16 protein-coding genes are annotated in these 18,557 nt (G+C 47.9%); 13 read left to right on the top strand and 3 right to left on the bottom strand.

The genetic code is table 11. The features are described 5' to 3' along the window. The first annotated feature begins 89 nt into the window (after positions 1–89). Positions 90–1,637, top strand: a complete 1,548-nt coding sequence (locus PEH01S_RS26060; protein ID WP_025849287.1) for a 2-isopropylmalate synthase — start codon at positions 90–92, stop codon at positions 1,635–1,637. Positions 1,638–1,738: 101 nt separating this feature from the next. Here the strand turns inward: PEH01S_RS26060 and PEH01S_RS26065 are convergent, their stop codons facing one another. After that, positions 1,739–2,941, bottom strand: a complete 1,203-nt coding sequence (locus PEH01S_RS26065) for an aminotransferase-like domain-containing protein (RefSeq protein WP_127488958.1) — start codon at positions 2,939–2,941, stop codon at positions 1,739–1,741. 207 nt (positions 2,942–3,148) lie between these two features. On the opposite strand from PEH01S_RS26065, the gene PEH01S_RS26070 reads away from it, so the two are divergent. After that, a complete protein-coding gene (locus PEH01S_RS26070; RefSeq protein ID WP_025849289.1) occupies positions 3,149–3,970 on the top strand; it encodes an AraC family transcriptional regulator in 822 nt (273 codons plus the stop codon). A 78-nt stretch (positions 3,971–4,048) separates the two neighbouring features. Continuing rightward, entirely contained in the window at positions 4,049–4,948 is a 900-nt protein-coding gene (locus tag PEH01S_RS26075) for a hypothetical protein (protein ID WP_127488960.1), read from the top strand. A 130-nt stretch (positions 4,949–5,078) separates the two neighbouring features. Here PEH01S_RS26075 and PEH01S_RS26080 read toward each other — a convergent pair whose 3' ends face one another. Both PEH01S_RS26080 and PEH01S_RS26085 read right to left on the bottom strand, forming a co-directional pair. Next, a complete protein-coding gene (locus PEH01S_RS26080; protein WP_025849291.1) occupies positions 5,079–5,297 on the bottom strand; it encodes a helix-turn-helix domain-containing protein in 219 nt (72 codons plus the stop codon). Positions 5,298–5,317: 20 nt separating this feature from the next. Next, positions 5,318–5,785 (bottom strand): DUF2975 domain-containing protein, encoded by a 468-nt coding sequence (locus tag PEH01S_RS26085; RefSeq protein ID WP_025849292.1) that lies wholly within the window; start codon positions 5,783–5,785, stop codon positions 5,318–5,320. Between the two features lie 307 nt (positions 5,786–6,092). Here PEH01S_RS26085 and PEH01S_RS26090 point away from each other — a divergent pair, with 307 nt between their 5' ends. From PEH01S_RS26090 to PEH01S_RS26135, 10 genes are all read left to right on the top strand, one after another. Continuing rightward, on the top strand, positions 6,093–6,587 hold the full coding sequence (locus PEH01S_RS26090; RefSeq protein WP_127488962.1) for a PH domain-containing protein: 495 nt from the start codon (positions 6,093–6,095) through the stop codon (positions 6,585–6,587). After that, positions 6,584–8,086, top strand: coding sequence for a PH domain-containing protein (locus PEH01S_RS26095; RefSeq protein WP_127488964.1), 1,503 nt, complete (start codon positions 6,584–6,586; stop codon positions 8,084–8,086). Before PEH01S_RS26090 ends, PEH01S_RS26095 begins: the two co-directional genes overlap by 4 nt. Positions 8,087–8,243: 157 nt before the next feature. Next, positions 8,244–9,323 (top strand): 3-isopropylmalate dehydrogenase, encoded by a 1,080-nt coding sequence (leuB, locus tag PEH01S_RS26100; protein WP_127488966.1) that lies wholly within the window; start codon positions 8,244–8,246, stop codon positions 9,321–9,323. 229 nt (positions 9,324–9,552) lie between these two features. Next, positions 9,553–10,101, top strand: coding sequence for a peroxiredoxin (locus tag PEH01S_RS26105; protein ID WP_127488969.1), 549 nt, complete (start codon positions 9,553–9,555; stop codon positions 10,099–10,101). 92 nt (positions 10,102–10,193) lie between these two features. Next, positions 10,194–10,577 carry a glycine cleavage system protein GcvH gene (gcvH, locus tag PEH01S_RS26110; RefSeq protein ID WP_025849297.1) on the top strand — a complete coding sequence of 128 codons (384 nt, stop codon included), beginning with the start codon at positions 10,194–10,196 and terminating at the stop codon, positions 10,575–10,577. Between the two features lie 644 nt (positions 10,578–11,221). Then, complete coding sequence (locus PEH01S_RS26115) at positions 11,222–11,401, top strand: class II lanthipeptide, LchA2/BrtA2 family (protein WP_127488971.1); 180 nt, start codon at positions 11,222–11,224, stop codon at positions 11,399–11,401. An 87-nt stretch (positions 11,402–11,488) separates the two neighbouring features. Beyond that, positions 11,489–14,569 carry a type 2 lanthipeptide synthetase LanM family protein gene (locus PEH01S_RS26120; RefSeq protein ID WP_127488973.1) on the top strand — a complete coding sequence of 1,027 codons (3,081 nt, stop codon included), beginning with the start codon at positions 11,489–11,491 and terminating at the stop codon, positions 14,567–14,569. A gap of 16 nt (positions 14,570–14,585) precedes the next feature. Next, complete coding sequence (locus PEH01S_RS26125; protein ID WP_127488975.1) at positions 14,586–16,730, top strand: peptidase domain-containing ABC transporter; 2,145 nt, start codon at positions 14,586–14,588, stop codon at positions 16,728–16,730. Positions 16,731–16,746: 16 nt separating this feature from the next. Beyond that, positions 16,747–17,901 carry an erythromycin esterase family protein gene (locus PEH01S_RS26130; RefSeq protein ID WP_127488977.1) on the top strand — a complete coding sequence of 385 codons (1,155 nt, stop codon included), beginning with the start codon at positions 16,747–16,749 and terminating at the stop codon, positions 17,899–17,901. A gap of 82 nt (positions 17,902–17,983) precedes the next feature. Further along, complete coding sequence (locus PEH01S_RS26135) at positions 17,984–18,490, top strand: DUF1572 family protein (protein WP_127488979.1); 507 nt, start codon at positions 17,984–17,986, stop codon at positions 18,488–18,490. Positions 18,491–18,557: the final 67 nt, after the last annotated feature.

The raw sequence follows: 18,557 nt of genomic DNA on the forward strand, positions 1-18,557 counted from the left end.
CCAAGAGATCCGTTCCCCTGTCCGTTTCGGGTCGCACCTTTTTCTGCTTTAAATGCAAGTCACTTCCAAAGGAGGCGCGATCAAGACCCATGAGAAAAATTTATATTTTCGATACGACGCTTCGTGACGGCGAGCAGTCGCCGGGCGTCAACCTGAACATGCAGGAAAAAGTCGAGATTGCGCTGCAGCTTGAGAAGCTCGGCGTCGACCGGATGGAAGCCGGCTTCCCAGCGGCCTCGCCTGGAGACTTGGCAGGCGTCAGCGCGGTGGCCCGCGCCGTGAAAAATGCCTCGGTTATCGCCCTGTCGCGTTCCCGCGAGCAGGATATCGAGGCGGCCCGCGAAGCGCTGAAGGATGCGCAGGACCCGTGTCTGCATTTGTTCCTCGCTACCTCGCCGATTCACCGTCAGCACAAGCTGCGGATGGAAAAGCACCAAGTGCTCGAAACGGCGGAAGCGGCGATCCGTTACGCGAAGAAGTATTTCAGCAAAATCGAGTTTTCGCCGGAGGATGCCGGCCGTACCGAGCTCGATTTTCTGTGCGAAGTGACGGAGATGGCAATCCGCGCCGGCGCAACGGTCGTGAACATCCCGGATACGGTCGGTTACATGACGCCTTATGAATACGGAAACATTTTCAAGACGTTGAAAGAAAACGTGCCGGGCATCGAGAAAATTCAGCTTAGCGCGCACTGTCACGATGACTTGGGCATGGCGACGGCGAACGCGCTGGCGGCGATTCTGAACGGAGCGGACCAGATCGAAGGGACGATCAACGGCATCGGCGAACGCGCCGGCAACACGTCGATCGAGGAAGTGGCGATGGCGCTTGAGACGCGTCAGGAGTTTTTCCAGGCGAAGACGACGCTCACGCTGTCCGAAATTGCCCGGACGAGCCGCTTGGTCAGCAAGCTGACCGGCATGGTCGTGCCGGGGAACAAGGCTATTGTCGGAGCCAATGCGTTCGCGCACGAATCCGGTATCCATCAGGACGGCATGCTAAAGGAAAAGACGACGTACGAGATCATGTCGCCGGAGACGATCGGACTCAAGGAGAGCAAGCTGGTCCTCGGCAAGCATTCCGGACGCCATGCGTTCCGCGAGAAGCTGGTCGACCTCGGCTACAACCTCGACGACGAGCATGTGAATGCCGCGTTCGCCAAGTTCAAAGATTTGGCGGATAAGAAGAAGAACGTTACGGATGAAGACATCGTCGCGCTGCTCGAAGAAAAGCTCATCGAGACGCCCGAAGTGTTCTCGCTGGAGACGATTCAAGTATCGTACGGCAACCAATCGACCCCGACCGCAACCGTGCGGATCAAGCTGCTGGATGGCGGTCACCTGGACGAGGCGGCGGTCGGCAACGGCTCCGTTGATGCGATCTACAAAGCGATCGACAAGGCGACCAAGGAAGAAGTCGAGCTCGAGGACTATTCGATCCAATCGGTTACGCAAGGCAAGGATGCGCTTGGCGAAGTGCACGTGGTGCTGAAGCAGGGTGATTACTCCGCTCTCGGCCGCGGCGTTAGCACGGACATTCTCGAAGCAAGCGCCCGCGCGTATGTGGACGCGATCAACCGCTTGATTGAGAAGCGCAAGAGCCCGGCCCGGAGCCGCGATAATGTGACGTTGATATAGCTCGTTCTATAGGCTTACGAAGTGAAATAGGCGATAGCAGCCCGGAGTACCGGGGAATGCTATCGCCTATATTTATATTACGGTATTTACCTTCGTTTCGTTCAACGCGCCGCAGTTTGCTGCATGCGCTGGAGAGCGCGGTCCAACCGGTCGAAAGCGCGGACCATGTCCTCGCTGTCCGTATGGGTGAAGTTCAACCGCATCGTGTTGGTCTGCGGTTCGTTCGCGAAGAAGCTGAGGCCCGGCACGAAAGCGACGCCTTCTTCGACAGCCAGCTTAAGCAGCTCCTGCGTGTTGATATGCTCCGGCATTTCCACCCAGACGAACATGCCGCCTTTTGGCTCGATCCAGTTGACGCCGTCCCAATTCTTTGCTTTCATCAGGTCGATCATCTGCCGCATCCGCGTCTCGTAAGCCGTTCGGATCTGATCGATATGGCCGTATAAATCGAAATGCTCGAACAGCTGATGAAGCGCCTGCTGGTCCATTGTGCTGGAGTGCAGGTCGGCCGCCTGCTTGGCGCGGGTCATATGACGGATCACTTGTTCATCACCGACCACCCAGCCTGTCCGCAGCGCAGGAGCAACGATTTTGGAGAATGTGCTGGTGTAGACAACCGCACCGCCATTGGGCTCCTGCTCCAATGAGAAAATCGACGGCATCGGCTCGCCGCCGCCGAAGCGCAGCTCGCCGTACGGATCGTCTTCCAATATCAGCACGTCGTTGCTTTTGCACAAGTTCAGCGTGCTTTGGCGCCGCTCCAGGCTCCACGATTTCCCCGTCGGGTTGGAGAAGGTCGGGATGACATAGACCAGCTTCGGGCGGTGCTGCTTGATTTTTCGCTCCAGATCCTCGGGGATCATGCCGTCCGCATCACAGTCGACGGAGATAAGCTTGGCCTGGCGCGATTGGAACACTTGAATGGCAGCCAGGTAAGTCGGCCGCTCGACGAGAATGACATCGCCCGGATCGATATAGACGCGGGTAAGCAGGTCGATCGCTTGCTGCGACCCCGTTGTCAGCAGCATGTTGTCGATGCCGGCGCGGATGCCTTTGCGTGCCAGATGCTTCGAGATGTTCTCCCGCAGCGGCGTATAGCCTTCGGTCAAGCCGTACTGCAGCACGCCTTTGCCCTGCTTGAACACGCGATCGAACGCTTCGTTGACGGCTTCTACCGGGAAGTACTGCTCGTTCGGCAAGCCGCCGGCGAGCGAAATGATCGAACGGCCCTGGGTTAATTTCAGGATTTCGCGCACGGCCGATGATTCGAAAGCTTGGGTTGTATCGGAAAAACGGTATTTCATCAGCTTGGGCTCCTTTGACGAAAAGAAGTGAATGTTGCTTCAATCGATAAATTTAATTGTAAACCTAACCGGGGGAGATGACAACTGCCGCCAAAAAGCGACAGCAGCCATAATTCCGGCAGCCGTTCGCACTGCAGCCAAAAGCGTCCGGACGACCGGTATGATAAACTATTCGTATCAGCACGGAGATGGAAGGAGCCGGACGAGGTGGAATCTTATCTGATGTTCGAACCGACGCAAGGGGCGCGCACCCCGGATCATTACGCGGAACACAAGCCTTGCCCCGCACTGAAGGCGTACGTATCGTGCTATTGGAGCTCCCGGACGGAGGGAACGGGAATGTGGGACGAACCTTCCGTCACCGTCGTTCCGGACGGCTGTACGGATTTGATTTTCGAATGGGACGCCGCGGGTGGGAGAGACGTTTCTATTCGTTATTGCGGAGCGTTTGAGCTGCCCTTCAGCCCGGAGCCGAAGGTCGAGGGCGCGTCGGAAACGTTTGCGGTGCGGTTTTTTCCGGGTGGAGCCTACCCCTTTATTGGAGTGCCGCTCGGCGAGTTTAAAAATGCGCTGTTTCGGGGGACGGACGTATGGGGGAAAGCGGTGGCGGAGCTTGGGGAGCGGCTGCGGCTAGCCGCAGGGACGGCGGAGCGGATCGTCCTTGTCGAAACGGCGCTGATCCGCCTGTTGGCGGCTGCGGCTAGCCGCAGGCCGGAAGCGCCGCCGGTCCTGCACGAAGCGATGGTGCGTATTTTCGCGGCCAGGGGGACGGTAAGCGTCCAGCAGCTGGCCCGGTCGGGGAATATTAGCGCAAGGCAGCTGCAGCGGTTGTTCGACGGCCGGATCGGGCTGGGGCCGAAGACGTTTTGCGGCATAGTCCGGTTTCAAAATATACTGCGCGATGCGGAAAGATATCCCAAGCTGACTTGGCAGGAAATCGCCGGGGCTTACGGATACTGCGATCAAGCGCATTTTATTCGCGACTTCAAGCGCTTTTACGGCGAGCTTCCTTCCTCATTGATGATGTGATGTCCGATTTGTTCAATACAAACCGCTTAAGGCCGGTTAGATTAGTATACGGAAAGCAAACATCAAGGAGGCGGGACGATGGAATTACATGAAGCCGCTGCGGCGGCAGAAGAACGGGCCAAGCTCTACCTGCTTACGAAAGCGCGGCCGCTGGAGAAGGCGATGTATGCGTATGAGTTCGAGGGGGGGCGCGCGGAGGACGTGGTCAGGGAGCTGGAGCCTTACCAGAACGAAGACGGCGGCTTCGGGCATGGACTGGAGCCGGATATTCGCTGTGAGGCGTCCTCGGCTATTGCCACGACCGTAGCGCTGCAAACGCTGGCCTTGCTTCCCCGCGAGACAGGGGAGGAGATGACGCGAAAAGCGCTGCGTTACTTTACGCAGACGTACGACCCTGCAATCTCCGGCTGGGAGATCGTGCCGCCGGAGGTCGAGCATGCCCCCCGGGCCCCGTGGTGGAATTATAGCGAGGCGAGTCCGTACTGGGGCAATCCGAGCGCGGAAATCGCGGGCTACTTCATTCAGTTCCGGGAATGGCCGGAGGCGGAAGGCTGGGCGGACAAGCTGACGGAGCTTGCCATCGGCAAGCTGTGTTCGGAATCCCCGCTGGACGAATTCCATGAGCTGTTGTGCTACTTGCGCTTGTCCGAGCGGCTCACCGGCGAGCAGCGGGCACGGATCGCGGATCCGCTCGATACGATGATCGCTCGCTGTGTCACGGCTGATCCGGCACAGTGGAGCGGGTACGGGCTGCATCCGGTTCAGGTAGCGACAACGCGGCAATCGCCATACTATGAGCGGTATAAGGAAATCATACCGGCCAATCTGGAATTCATCGTCCGGGGACAGACCGAGGAGGGAGCATGGGAGCCGGCTTGGGCTTGGGGGCAGTACGAGGACGTATGGCCGATTGCCAAAGAAGCGTGGAAAAGTGTTCTGACGCTGGGGAATTTGCGGCTGCTGCGGGACTTGCGATAAACGGGATGCCCTGTAGAAGCAACACAGCCACCGTCACAACGGTCTTTGTATTATTCAAGCGCAAAGGAACCCTGCATAAGGGTTCCTTTGTTGTATTCGGAGTCCCGAGAAGATGCGGCGCTGATAAGCGCTAATCTTGATTTTCGGACTCGTCGATATATTCCATTAAATCGCCGGGCTGGCAGTTTAAAGCTCTGCACAACGCATCGAGCGTCGTAAAGCGGATGGCTTTGCCGTTTTCGTTTTTTAATATCGACAAATTCGCCGGCGTGATGCCGACCAGTTCGGAGAGCCGGTTTAACGACATTTTGCGCTCCGCCATCACGACATCCAATTTGATTCTTATCATCGTTATCGCCTACTTCGCCGTTAAATTGTTTTATTATTTTCCTCCACTGCACGTACCGCTATTTTTAAGGCCCAAGAGATCAACAGGAGCACGATTCCGCCGATCAACGTATCGACATAGGACAGGTCGGAAAGCGAAATTTGCGCATTGGAAACCGTTAAGGCCGCAAGCGCCTTCGATAACAGAAGACCGTCGGTATACGTGTAAGCCGTTCCCGCAACGATGAGCGTCAGCCCTAATTTGAAAACAATCGACACGTTCTCATACGAAAAAAGACTGTCTTCATAAATATTGTCCAGGAGCTTGCACATCCACCATAGGAACAGGAGCACGAAAAAGAGCATGCACGCCGTGGAGATGAAGGATAGTTGAATAAAGGAAGGATCGGTGTAAAGCCCCGGCTGCTGATAAAAGTGAAGATCGATATAGCCGAATAAAGGCTGGAAGTCTCCGAAGGAGCGGGTGAGATCGCTATCCGGGTTCCACAAGCGTAAGGAATGCTCCCCTAATGCAAATATCCCTAACAATATAACAAGGTAAAAACAAATTAGACACAGGATCGAGCCTATTTTAAAGACGATTTTGGACTTCATGAAGGAAACTCCTTTATGGTGGAAATGTAGTAACCAGTTGAACAAAAGGCCGCTTTAGTTAATTAATCTATCATATCATTTTATATTAAACAATAAAAATTTATCGTTTTTCGATAAAAATTTATTGATTAAGGTGATGAAAACTGATAAGGTTAAAATCATAAGCAAGAACATGGCAGCATGGAGCTATAGGGGTGAAGTTATGTTTTCTCCAATTGGCGCGCCTCAAAGACGATTGTCCAAGGATGCGGTCAAAGTATGGATCATTAGTGAAACGATTTCGAATGTGATCGGCTTTGCCCTGCTGGGGGTTTTGCTCTATTTGGACCATCGGTACGCATGGAAGGAGTGGATCGGCTGGATTCTTATCGGTCTTGTCATCATCTCCGTCCCATTCGCGGTCTGGTCTTTTTTCAGGCCGTTTTTGCTCTATAAAAACTGGCGCTACGATATTAATGAAGAGTTTTTGCAGCTGAAATCGGGCGCGCTGAACGAAGAGCATCAGCTCGTTCCGATGACCAAAATCCAGTCGGTCGCCACGAAGCAAGGACCGCTTCTACGAAAGTACGGCCTCTGCTCGGTCTCGATTAAAACGATGGGATCGACGCATGCCATACCTGCCCTGCCTAAAGAGGTCGCGATCGAGTTGAGAAATCAGATCGCCCATTTTGCCAAAATAAAGGAAGTGGAGTCATGACCGAAGCGAAACGGCATCATCCGCTGACGATGGTTTGGAAATTATGGAAATTGGCCAAGTTCTCGTTTGTGATTGCCATGTACTTATTCGTTATCAAATACGGTTCGGATTCGACTTTTCTTAAGTACGGAAGGATTGCTTTTTTTCTTTTTGTCGGTGGCGCTGTTCTTGTCATTCTTTTGTTGTGGCTGACGCATAAATACAAGCTCGACGATGCTTCGTTTCATCTCTATGAAGGGGTGTTCACCAAATCCGCGCGAACGATTCCTTTTGCTAAAATTCAAAACGTCAACCGACGCACGACCTTATTCCACCGGCTGTGTAACGTGACTTCCATCCGATTTGAAACGGGGCTCACCGGTGAAGAGGCTGCCGTCGAATTCGAGGTCATTTCTTTAGCGGAAGCCGATGCCATGGAAAAGCATGCGGCAAGCCCGGTTCCCGACGACGAGCCGGCAGCGGTACAAAACGGCGAAGCTGCCGCGGAGTTGCAGGCATCCGCGGCGCATCCGCGGCGGACCGTTCATTTTAAGCCGACAAGAAAGGATATCGTACGGGCTTCCTTTACATCGTTAAGCTTTCTGCTCCTTATTCCTTTGCTGGCCTCCGCTTATTCCAAAATCGACCAAATCTTTCATGTGGAACGCGAGGCGGAAGGGTTATTCTCCATCCTAAAGGATTCCTGGTGGATTGCCGCGATTCTGATCGTTGTGCTCGTCGCAGCCTCGGTCGCGTTCGGAATGATCCGAACCTTTGTGAAGTATGGAAAATACGAGATTTCGTCCGATCCGGAACGCATTTACATTACAAAAGGCATGGTCGACGAAACGGTATTCTCTATTGCAAAACAAAGGGTGCAGGCGGTTGAAATTACGCAGTCCGTGCTGAAACGGCTGCTCGGACTCGCCGAAGTGAAGCTGACCAGCGCGGGGGGCCTGGGCGACGGGGAAGACAAGCTGGAGATCAGCTCGCTGTATCCTTTTTTGCCTGTGCAGCGCGCCTACGAGATGATTTCGGAAATGCTGCCGGCTTATGAAGTGACCCGCGAGATGAACCGTCTCCCCGGAAAATCGTTATGGATCCGCATGCTAAGGCCAAGCTGGCTTTGGATCCTGTCGACGGCTGCTTTATTTTATTTCAAGCCGCGGTTGCTGGGATTCGAGCAGACCTGGTGGGTTGTATCCGGCGCTTTGCTGATTTGGATCTTCGTATCGAGATGGCTTGATTTCACCAATACGCGATACGTCTTGAAGGATAACTTCATTCAATTCCAAACAGGAAGTCTGACAACGGCTTTATTCGTTTCGAAGCGGGAGAAGATTATTGAAGTGAAAGTCACCCGCAGTCTGTTTCAAAAATGGCTGGGGCTCGCATCCGTCGGGACAATCAACCGGGCCAAGCCGGTACGTCACGCCGGGATCGACGATGCGCCGGCCGAACTGGCCGAGTCGTTTGTCAAATGGTATATGGGACGCCGCAAGGAGATCAAAGTGGAATAGAAGGGCGCTGACGTTTGGGCCTTGGCGCTCGTCCCGGATTCCGGCCGAGGGGATGCTTATAGGTTTTGTCTATCAAATTTATTCGATTTATGTCTTGGCGCAAAGATAGATAAGTGTGCTACAAAAGAGATAATGAACTTATTTAGGAGTGAAACCAATGGCAGACGTGAAGAAAATTGCCGTTATCGCCGGGGACGGCATCGGTCCCGAGGTTGTGGCGGAAGCGATTAAAGCGATGAAAAAAACCGAAGACGTGTTCGGCTACCGTTTTGAGTTCGAGCATGGCTTGTTCGGCGGAATCGCCATTGACGAGAAAGGAACGCCGCTGCCGGAGGAGACGCTGGCGATTTGTAAGAAAGCGGACGCCGTGCTGCTTGGAGCCGTCGGCGGCCCGAAATGGGACAACAATCCGAAGGAGCTGCGCCCGGAAACGGGACTGCTCGGCATCCGCAAGGCGCTCGGCTTGTTCTCCAACATTCGTCCGGCTAACGTGTTCGACTGCTTGAAGGAAGCTTCCACACTGAAGCCGGAAGTGCTCGAAGGCACGGACCTGATCGTCGTCCGCGAGCTGACGGGGGGAATCTACTTCGGAGAGAAATTCCGCCGCGAGGGCGCGAACGGAGAAGAAGCCGTCGATACGTGCGTATACAACGTCACGGAAGTCGAGCGCATCGTGCGCCAAGCGTTCGAGATCGCCCGCACCCGCCGCAAGAAGCTGGCGTCCGTCGATAAAGCGAACGTGCTGGAAACGTCGCGTCTGTGGAGAGAAACGGTCAACCGGATCGCGCCGGATTATCCGGATGTCGAGCTGGAGCACGTGCTCGTCGACAACTGCGCGATGCAGCTTCTGCGCCGTCCGTCCAGCTTCGACGTCATCGTGACGGAGAACATGTTCGGCGACATTCTGAGCGACGAAGCGGCGATGCTGACAGGGTCCATCGGCATGCTGTCCTCCGCCTCTCTGGGCGAAGGGGCGTTCGGCCTGTACGAGCCGGTGCACGGCTCTGCGCCGGACATTGCGGGCCAAGGCATTGCGAACCCGATCGCGACGATCTTGTCCGTAGCGCTGATGTACCGCCTGACGTTCGGCTACCACGATGCCGCCGAAGCGATCGAGCGCGCCGTGAAGGAAGTGCTGGACGCGGGTCACCGCACCGGCGACATTGCCGTCGACAAGAGCAAGGCGATCGGCACGACGGCGATGGGCGATTTGATTGTGAGCGCGATCCGCAAATAAGGATGGACCGGATAGCAAGACCAGAAGCAGGAAAAACTCTTGGGAAACTTCGGTTTCTTAAGGGTTTTTTCGTTTTTCGATGACGAGAATTTTTGTCTTAATTGTTACAAATTATAATTATTATAAAGAAGTAATTAGTATAATATTGACTTCGATGGGCTGCAAATGATACGATTTATATCGAGAAAACCGTTATCAGTTAACCAAATTTAAGGGAGGATTTTGGAACATGGCAGAACGTTTGGTAGGTAAACATGCACCCGATTTTACAATGGACACCGCCCTTGGGAACGGACAAGAGTTCGGCAAAGTATCGTTGTCCGATTACAAAGGCAAGTGGCTCGTACTGTTCTTCTATCCGCTGGACTTCACTTTCGTGTGCCCGACGGAAATTACGGCACTCAGCGAAGCCGCTTCGCAATTTAAAGCGATCAATGCCGAAATCCTCGGCGTTTCTATCGATAGCATTCACTCCCACCGCGCTTGGATCAACACGCCGGTGGATCAAAACGGCCTTGGCCAATTGAACTTCCCGCTGGCTGCCGATATCACGAAGCAAGTATCCCGTGACTACGGCGTACTGATCGAAGAAGAAGGCATCGCGCTGCGCGGCCTGTTCATCATCAATCCGGAAGGCGAGTTGCAGTATCAAGTCGTTCATCACAACAATGTCGGCCGCAGCGTCGAAGAAACGCTTCGCGTTCTCGAAGCTCTGCAATCCGGCGGTCTGTGCCCGATCGGCTGGAAAAAAGGCGACAAGCACCTGACGGCGAAATAATCGTCTTCAACGCTTTACCTACCCCCTTCGGCCTGTCTTGCGGCAGGCTAGGGGGTTTTTCACTACTTGGAGTAAAGGGGCTCGGAACCGACATGGAAGTAATCAAAGGGCTCAAATACAGCGAAAATCATGAATGGGTGCGGGTGGAAAACGGGAGAGCCGTGATCGGTCTCACCGATTTTGCCCAGGAGGAATTCGGCATTATCGTCTTTGTGGAGCTCCCCGAAGAGGGGGAGGTCCTTCAGGCCGGCGAGCCGTTCGGCAGCATGGAATCGGTCAAGACGGTGACGGAGCTGTATGCTCCGGTGTCCGGTAAGGTCGTTAGCGTCAATCCGAAGCTGACGGAAAATCCGGGCGTCATCAACCTGTCCCCGTATGGCCAAGGCTGGATGATTGTCGTCGAGATGAGCGATCCTGCCGAGCTTGACCGGCTGTGGGAAGCGGACAAATACGAACAAACCTATGTGCATGAATAAAATAGGCACGGCAGCCTGACTTCGGTCAGGCTTTTGACATTATAGTTATTTTCGGGGCGAGAGCATGACTTTCGCCCTTTTTTGTTTTTGGTAAGGTTAGAATATGGAGACGAACATCTGAAGCGAAATTGCTTTGATGAGCAGGGGATTGGGATGAATTTGTAGTGAAGCACAAGGCCAAACACGCAATCACTGCGATCTGCAACACTTGCTCGATGGTAGATTTAACCACTGGAGTTTTTCAGCTATCATGCACAGAAAAAGAAGTACTTCAAGTGAACCATTAGCATGTTGCAGCAGAAGGTACGATAGGCCATCCAATTCATCAATTGGGCAAGTAAGCCGTCAGCCCCGGTTGACAACCGTTTTATATTGTGAACTAGGAAAGCAATCGCAGTTGCTGCTTTCCTCGTTTTTTATGCACTCGAAATGGGAGTCATCTGGTCCTACCTATTTAGGGGTAATTTTCAGGTATTATGGTGTAAAATATTTACAAAAAAACAATGATCTTACCAGTAAAATTGACCTATTATATGAAATAAATACTATTTTTTATATAATATAGTGACATATTATAAAAAATATAGTATAAAATATATGGGATCCCTAATTCTACCATTTCAATGATGAAGGAGGATGAAACGATGCAGGAACAAAAGGATGTATTTGTCAGTAAAGTTTCTGAAGAAGAACTGAAGGCATTAGCAGGCGGTGCTGGAGCGGACGAAGTAACGCCACAGAGTACTATTGTATGCGCAAGTTTGCGCGTTTGCACATGGAGCATTAAGTATTGCCCAAGCTTTAAAGTAAAATGCCCGATGTAATCTTTAAATAATTGTTTAACAAGCCAATACTTATATTTGAAAAATATAGTGTTGGCTTGTTACTATTCTACGAAAGGATAGATAGAGATGGAAAGAACAATGGAATTTGCTATAAAAGAAATAATATTGGAGAACTCTCTCTATCCATCAGAGAAAAATGAGCGTTTAGATCCGAGTTATCCGATTAACGAGCTTCTCTTGCGGGACGGTTCTAAACCATGGGGTGAACTATTAGAAAATTACATAAATATGAATTTTGAGGATCATGAAGAGGAAAATATATTTTTTGTTCATGAAGAACATACAGGATCCGTATTTACAACTTTTTATCCTGAATTTCTTAAGGTTGCTCAACATTATTTAGACGAAAAAATTAAAGATTTAGGCACTTACCATAATCTATCTGACTTCTGCGAACTGGATAACATGAAAGCAAGCATGGTCGAATATATCAGGAGCGAATTATCCTATTTAAGCATAAGAATATTAATACAGGATTTAAATGAAGAAAGAGAGAATGGAAGACTCGTTGGTACCAACCCTCGTGAACGATACAAATATTATACAGAGCATATTTTAACCAAAAAGGATAAGAAAGTCGAACTTTTGAAGAAATATCCTATATTAACTAGAATTTTGTTCGAATCTATTGTTCTTCATGTAGACAGTGTTATTGAAATGCTTGCCCGTTTTGCTGAAGACAGGACTGAAATTTCGGAGAAATATGATCTCTCCGCGGCGGATAAGTTAACTTCTCTTACGTTACAGTTAGGCGATAAACATAATAAAGGCAGAAGTGTCGTCATTCTTGGTTTTGTATCGGGGAAGAAAATTGTTTACAAGCCTAGATCTCTTTCAATCGATGAACACTTTCAACAATTTTTAAACTGGATCAATACAAAAAAAAGTCCCGATTCTTTAGAGCTTAAGACTTTGACTATCATCAACAAACAAGTATACGGATGGCAAGAGTATGTAGAATATAAACCTTGTGATTCGAAAAATGGCATATTGCGCTTTTATGAACGACAAGGTTATTATCTTGCGATTCTTTATTTGTTAAATGCTGCAGATTTTCATTATGAGAATCTAATTGCTTGCGGCGAACATCCGATGATGATAGATCTTGAAGGATTACTACAAAATGCGAAAAGAAGCGCTGAAAAAGGAACTTCAGCTTATGACGTTGCATTCGATCGGCTAACGGAATCCGTTTTATCGACAGGAATGTTGCCGATTACTTATATAAAAGCGAATTTTCTTAATTTTGATTTCAGTGGGTTGGGAGGAGAAGAAGGCCAGCCCATTGGTCAAGACACATTCACAATCGAAAATAGCCATACAGATGAAATGAGAGTTGTTAAAGTACAAGCTTTCTCTGAAAGCAGTAAAAACAGACCATTCGTCGAGGGAGCAGAAGTAGAAACAGCTTCGCAGTACGGTGACTTGATTGCAAAAGGGTTCAGTAAATTATATAGATTATTATTGGAAAATAAACATAAACTGCTGCAATCCAGTGGTCCTTTGTATAAATTCAAGAACGATCAAGTAAGAATCATATTAAGAAGCACTCAAGTTTATTCTACGTTTATCGATTCGAGTTTACATCCTGATTATATAATAAAAGGCGAAAACAGAGAGCGTCTTATCAATTTTATGTGGCTGGGTAAAGTGAACAGGCCGGAATTCGCAGATACAATCATGTACGAATGTCATGATCTCTTGAAAGGCGATATCCCTTATTTTTATTGTACGGCAGATTCCACAGCATTGTTCCACCCCATCGGCAAAGTAAAAAGCGATTTTTTTCCATCGACCAGTTTTGATTATTTGTTGGAAAGGGTTAACTCTTTAAGTTCAAAAGATTTGGAAACACAACTGGATTTTATTCAAAATTCCCTTGTGTCACAATATGCGAGTAAAAATGATAAACATGTTCAGGCAAGGCCGGAAGTCCACACCAGCTATGAAAATTTTTCAATCATGATGCCGGATGAATTATTGGCGATTTCCGAAAGGATTGCAGGCATCATAAGCGACAAAGCAATTTATGGTAAAGATAACGATGTAACCTGGCTGGGCTTAAGCTTAGATATCCATGATCAATTTAAATTTCGTCCTTTGGAATTTGATTTGTATGATGGCGTTTTAGGGATCGGCCTTTATTATGCTAATTTATATCATGTAACAAAAAAAGACAAATATAAATTTCTAGCCGAAAAATGTATGCAAACCGCAATAAACCATATCCATTCACCTTTAGCAGATATTCCGGTATCGGCCTTTTATGGATATGGAGCATTTGCTTACGTATTTGCCAACTATTCAATCATTTTTGATGATCAAACCTATTTATCTCAAGTTAAATATGTTCTTGATAAAGCTCTTTCTAGGATTGAGGAGGACCATCTCCTTGATTTTTTGGGAGGCGTTTCCGGACTCATCATTGTTTGTATCAACCTTTATAAAAAAACAGGTGAGACTTATTTTCTTGATATAGCTAAACAATGCGGAGATCATCTGATCAGGAAAAAAGAAATACAAATGGTCGGTGTTGGCTGGAGAACGAAACAGGTTGAAAAACCGCTTACAGGACTTTCTCATGGAGCCTCGGGTTTTTCTTGGCCATTATTATGGCTCTATAAATTTACAAACGATCAAAAGTATGAGGAAGCTTATCTGGAATCCATGAAATATGAGAAGTCACTTTTTGATAAGAATGCGGAAATTTGGTTAGATTTACGTGCGGAAGCCGATCACCATGGAAGCGCTATGTGGTGCCACGGTTCTGCCGGTATCGGCATGAGCAGAATTATGATGAGCGAGTATGTATCTTCCAGTGAAATCATGCACGAGATTGATTTAGCTTTAAAATACACACAAATAAATGGTTTTAGCGGCAACTATTGCCTATGTCACGGGGATTTAGGGAACTTGGATTTGTTCCTTTTAGCCGCCGATCGCTTTCAAAGGGATGATTTTAAAATGACAGCCTTAAAAATCGGAAGTCATCTAGCTGTAAATTTCTCGGAAAAACATTGGAAACTCGGAAGTCCCGGCATAAATCCTGGTTTGATGTTAGGACAAGCAGGAACAGGTTACGGTTTCTTAAGACTTGCATATCCCGATTTAGTACCTTCATTATTAACGCTGGAACTAAACAAATAATCAGGGGAGCATCATCATGAAGACAAAAAGAAAAGTGCCGCTCAAAAGGCAGATCGCGCAAACGGATTGTGCCTTAACTTGTCTGTCCATGATACTTTCTTATTATTACGGTTATGAAAGTTTCCACGACCTTCAAGAGAGATTGGGTGGGGGAAGGGACGGGGTTACACTCTATGCCCTTTCCCAAACAGCCTCAAATATTGGCTTTGAGACAAATGTATATAAATCCGACGAATTAAATGAGATTTCATCGCCAGTTATCGTTTACTGGGATGGTTACCACTATGTTGTTTTGGAGAAGATCGGAAAGAAGGGTTACCATATTCTGGACCCAGCTGCAGGAAGATGTATTTTGTCAAAAGAAGAATTTCATGAACATTTTGCCGGTTATTTCTTAACGCTTAAACCTAACGAACACTTTAAGAGAAATAAACCTGCAAATGTGTGGATTCCCTATCTGAAGATGACTTTTGAAAAACCGAAGCTGTTATTTGCTATACTTGGATGGTCGGCGATTATTCAATTATACACCGTAGCCATGCCTATGGTAACTAAATTCGCAATCGATAGTATAGTGATCCCGAATGATGGCGATATATTATATGTTTTTTTTATCAGTATTATTGCAATGGTACTATTTAAAGGGGCAATCTCTTATTTGCGTGGACGTTTCTTGACTCAGCTTAGAGTACATCTTGATTGGAGGTTAATGAGCAGATTTTTTAAACATTTAATCAGCCTACCGTTTCAATATTTCCAACTTAGATCGTTTGGTGAAATTGTATATAGAGCCAATTCCCATGTCATGATTAGAGAATTGTTTTCACATCAGACGGTCATGAGTTTGTTAGATTCCACTGTAGTCTTGATTATACTCGGTTATATGGCTATGAATTCATTATGGCTTACGGCATGGGTAGTGTTATTTGGAGCGCTGAATATATTATTATTAACCTCTGTACAACATACCCTTAAACAAAGAGCGGAAGAAGAGCTTACCGAGCAATCCAAATTTCAAAACGTTCAAGTTGAGACATTGTACGGAATTTTTGGAATTAAGATGGCTGGAGTTGAATACCAGTCATTCAAACTATGGGAAAGTCACTTTAAACAAGTACTGCAGGCTTTCAAAAAGAATGAATATTTTTCTAACAATGTGGGTGCAGTGATGGTAAGTTTGGAAATGGCGGCTCCGCTTGTTATTCTAGCTTTGTCCCTTCATCAGGTTTTGTTAGGAAATATATCTGTGGGGACTATGGTTGCGTTTTATTCACTGACCGGGGTATTTTTTGGAATGGTTTCATCATTAATTGAAACTGCAAAAAGTATGATTACAATGGATACCTATCTGCAAAGAATGAATGATGTATTGGATGCTGAACCTGAGAAATCGCCTGAACATGCCATAGTGCCCGATAAGCTGCATGGTAACATTAAGATGGAGAGCGTCAGCTTCTCTTACACTAAATATAGCGCTCCTGTTTTAAAAAATATTAATCTCGAAATCAAATCGGGTCAAAAAGTTGCCATCGTGGGACCTTCGGGTTCCGGCAAAAGCACGCTGGCAAGAATGTTGCTTGGATTGTACGAACCGACAAGCGGAAAAATTTATTATGACGGGATCGATTTAAACCATTTGGATAAACGATGGCTGCGCAGAAATATTGGCGTTGTACCGCAGGACGCAACCTTGTTTAATAAATCCATTCTCCACAACATATCGGTTTACGACAGTAATCCTGATATGAACGACGTTTATAATGCGGCAAAGTTCGCACAAATTCATGACGAGATTATGGAAATGCCGATGGGATACCATACCCCCATTTCGGAAAAATCCATGAATATATCCGGCGGCCAAAAGCAAAGGATCATGTTGGCACGGGCAATCTTGCAAAAGCCTGCCATCCTTCTGTTAGATGAAGCGACGAGTTCTCTGGATAATGTTAATGAAAAAAAGATTGATCAATATTTAAGTGAGATCCACTGCACTCGTGTCGTTATTGCTCATCGATTAAGCACCATTCAGGATTCGGACCTGATTTTGGTCTTGAAGGACGGTGTCGTCATTGAAACAGGAACACATGCTCAATTGATCGAAAACAATGGGTACTATTGTGAACTCTATACTTCAAGTATAAAAAAGGCTGTATCCTTCTAATTACTGGGGGCTTCGCATGGAGATCAATTCTTTTTTGAAAGAAACAGAAGAAAACAGCATAGACGTTGGAGGAAATGCTTCACCTTTTAAATTTGATGGCTTAAAACCTTATTTAGAACATAAAAGGTTTGTATTTATTGGTGAAAGCAGCCATTGCGTCAAAGAATACAGCACAGCTAAAACAAGTCTAATTCAATTCTTGCACGAGAAATTAGATTTTCATGTTCTCGCATTTGAAAGCGAACTGGGGGATTGTTCGATAGGCAATCATTTCGCCGCTGATTTAACACCTTTGCAATGGATGTCCGGCTCGATCGGCAGAGTATGGCATAATGAATATAATCTCGAATTATTTCGTTATATGAAAGATAAGCGTACAAGCAAGCCTTTACATCTAACAGGTATAGATGTGCAGCAAAGCACCGGAAAACACTTTTCACAATTTATGGAATCGTACCTGACGGAAGCATTAGTCCAAACTTTCCTTGAGTTTGACAAGTTGGCTGAAGAAATTTTGTCAGACGACCGTTTGTTTAAAAGAAGAAGATTAAAAAACAAGTTAGATGAATTGGACTGTCTGGGCAATCAACTTATTAAAAATGTAAGGAAAAGACCATGCGACGATAAAAAACGGCATCAAATCGTCGTTCGCTCCCTTGAAAATAGATTGGAATACGCAAAGGCAAACGTACAGCTAGGTTTTTCCGATTTGTTTCAATTCAGAGATAAAATGATGGCTGAGAATTTAAAGTTTTTATCGGAAGAGATCTATCCTGACAAAAAGTTTATAATTTGGGCTCACAATATGCATATTAGAAAGAAAAGTTCAGTAAGCCGCTTTTCGCCATATAAATCCATGATGGAGCATCTTGACGATCATATGAAAGAGAATAGTTTTGTGTTAGCGCTATACGCGAACGAAGGTATGGTGGGGGATTATAACGGTAATGCTTTCCCCGTAAAAAAGCCGACTCAAAAGAACTTGGAATGGCTGCTTAATTATTCGCCTTATCAGAATAGTTTTATTTCAACGGAGTGTAAATGGGGAGAAAATAAATGGAGAGTTTTTGAAGGCGGAGGGATGCGCAATACCATTACACCCGTTCAGCAGTATGATGGAATATTATTTTTTAAACAAATTAATCCTGCTCAACGTATGAAAGAAACCTAAGCTTTCATCGATGGCAAATGAAACGAAGGCACCGTTCCCGTAAGATGGTGTTGTACCCATTTCGCGGAAAGGGAGGAGCATGATGAACCAACCGTTTCAACTTGGCGAAGAGTTTTTGAAGGAATCGATCTCGGCTTTTGATAGCATGAAGAAGCTGGCCGACCGAACGATGAGCCAGCTGGAGGACGCGCACTTTTACGAAACGATCGATCCGGAATCCAACTCGCTGGAAATACTGATCAAGCATATGCACGGAAATATGATGTCGCGCTGGACCGACTTTTTGACGACGGACGGCGAGAAGCCGGACCGCAACCGGGACGGTGAGTTCGAAGCCGACCGGCTTCCCCGAACCGAGCTGCTGCGGCTGTGGGAGGAAGGCTGGGAGCGGGTGTTTCAGACCCTGCGTTCGCTGACGCCGGGGGATGTGCTGCGTACGGTCTATATCCGCGGCGAAGCGCATACGGTGCTGAAGGCGATTCAGCGCCAAGTTTCCCATTACGGGTATCATGTCGGACAGATCGTCTTTCTGGGCAAGCACCTGAAAAGCGACCGTTGGCAGACGCTCAGCATTCCCCGCAAGCGGTAGAAGGCCTCGGGTGTCGCAGGAGGGACTGTGCAATAATAAAAAACATGCCGGAAGGACGGGCGGCCGG

It is taken from the genome of Paenibacillus ehimensis NBRC 15659 (assembly GCF_004000785.1).
Lineage (GTDB): Bacteria > Bacillota > Bacilli > Paenibacillales > NBRC-103111 > Paenibacillus_G > Paenibacillus_G ehimensis.

Bases quoted from the DNA above. Each gene is read 5' to 3' on its own strand.
- PEH01S_RS26095 (WP_127488964.1), top strand. From the start codon at position 6,584: ATGACCGAAGCGAAACGGCATCATCCGCTGACGATGGTTTGGAAATTA.
- PEH01S_RS26080 (WP_025849291.1), bottom strand. From the start codon at position 5,297: ATGATAAGAATCAAATTGGATGTCGTGATGGCGGAGCGCAAAATGTCG.
- PEH01S_RS26130 (WP_127488977.1), top strand. From the start codon at position 16,747: ATGGAGATCAATTCTTTTTTGAAAGAAACAGAAGAAAACAGCATAGAC.
- PEH01S_RS26105 (WP_127488969.1), top strand. From the start codon at position 9,553: ATGGCAGAACGTTTGGTAGGTAAACATGCACCCGATTTTACAATGGAC.
- PEH01S_RS26065 (WP_127488958.1), bottom strand. From the start codon at position 2,941: ATGAAATACCGTTTTTCCGATACAACCCAAGCTTTCGAATCATCGGCC.
- PEH01S_RS26060 (WP_025849287.1), top strand. From the start codon at position 90: ATGAGAAAAATTTATATTTTCGATACGACGCTTCGTGACGGCGAGCAG.
- PEH01S_RS26075 (WP_127488960.1), top strand. From the start codon at position 4,049: ATGGAATTACATGAAGCCGCTGCGGCGGCAGAAGAACGGGCCAAGCTC.
- PEH01S_RS26090 (WP_127488962.1), top strand. From the start codon at position 6,093: ATGTTTTCTCCAATTGGCGCGCCTCAAAGACGATTGTCCAAGGATGCG.
- PEH01S_RS26125 (WP_127488975.1), top strand. From the start codon at position 14,586: ATGAAGACAAAAAGAAAAGTGCCGCTCAAAAGGCAGATCGCGCAAACG.
- PEH01S_RS26135 (WP_127488979.1), top strand. From the start codon at position 17,984: ATGAACCAACCGTTTCAACTTGGCGAAGAGTTTTTGAAGGAATCGATC.
- gcvH (WP_025849297.1), top strand. From the start codon at position 10,194: ATGGAAGTAATCAAAGGGCTCAAATACAGCGAAAATCATGAATGGGTG.
- leuB (WP_127488966.1), top strand. From the start codon at position 8,244: ATGGCAGACGTGAAGAAAATTGCCGTTATCGCCGGGGACGGCATCGGT.
- PEH01S_RS26115 (WP_127488971.1), top strand. From the start codon at position 11,222: ATGCAGGAACAAAAGGATGTATTTGTCAGTAAAGTTTCTGAAGAAGAA.
- PEH01S_RS26120 (WP_127488973.1), top strand. From the start codon at position 11,489: ATGGAAAGAACAATGGAATTTGCTATAAAAGAAATAATATTGGAGAAC.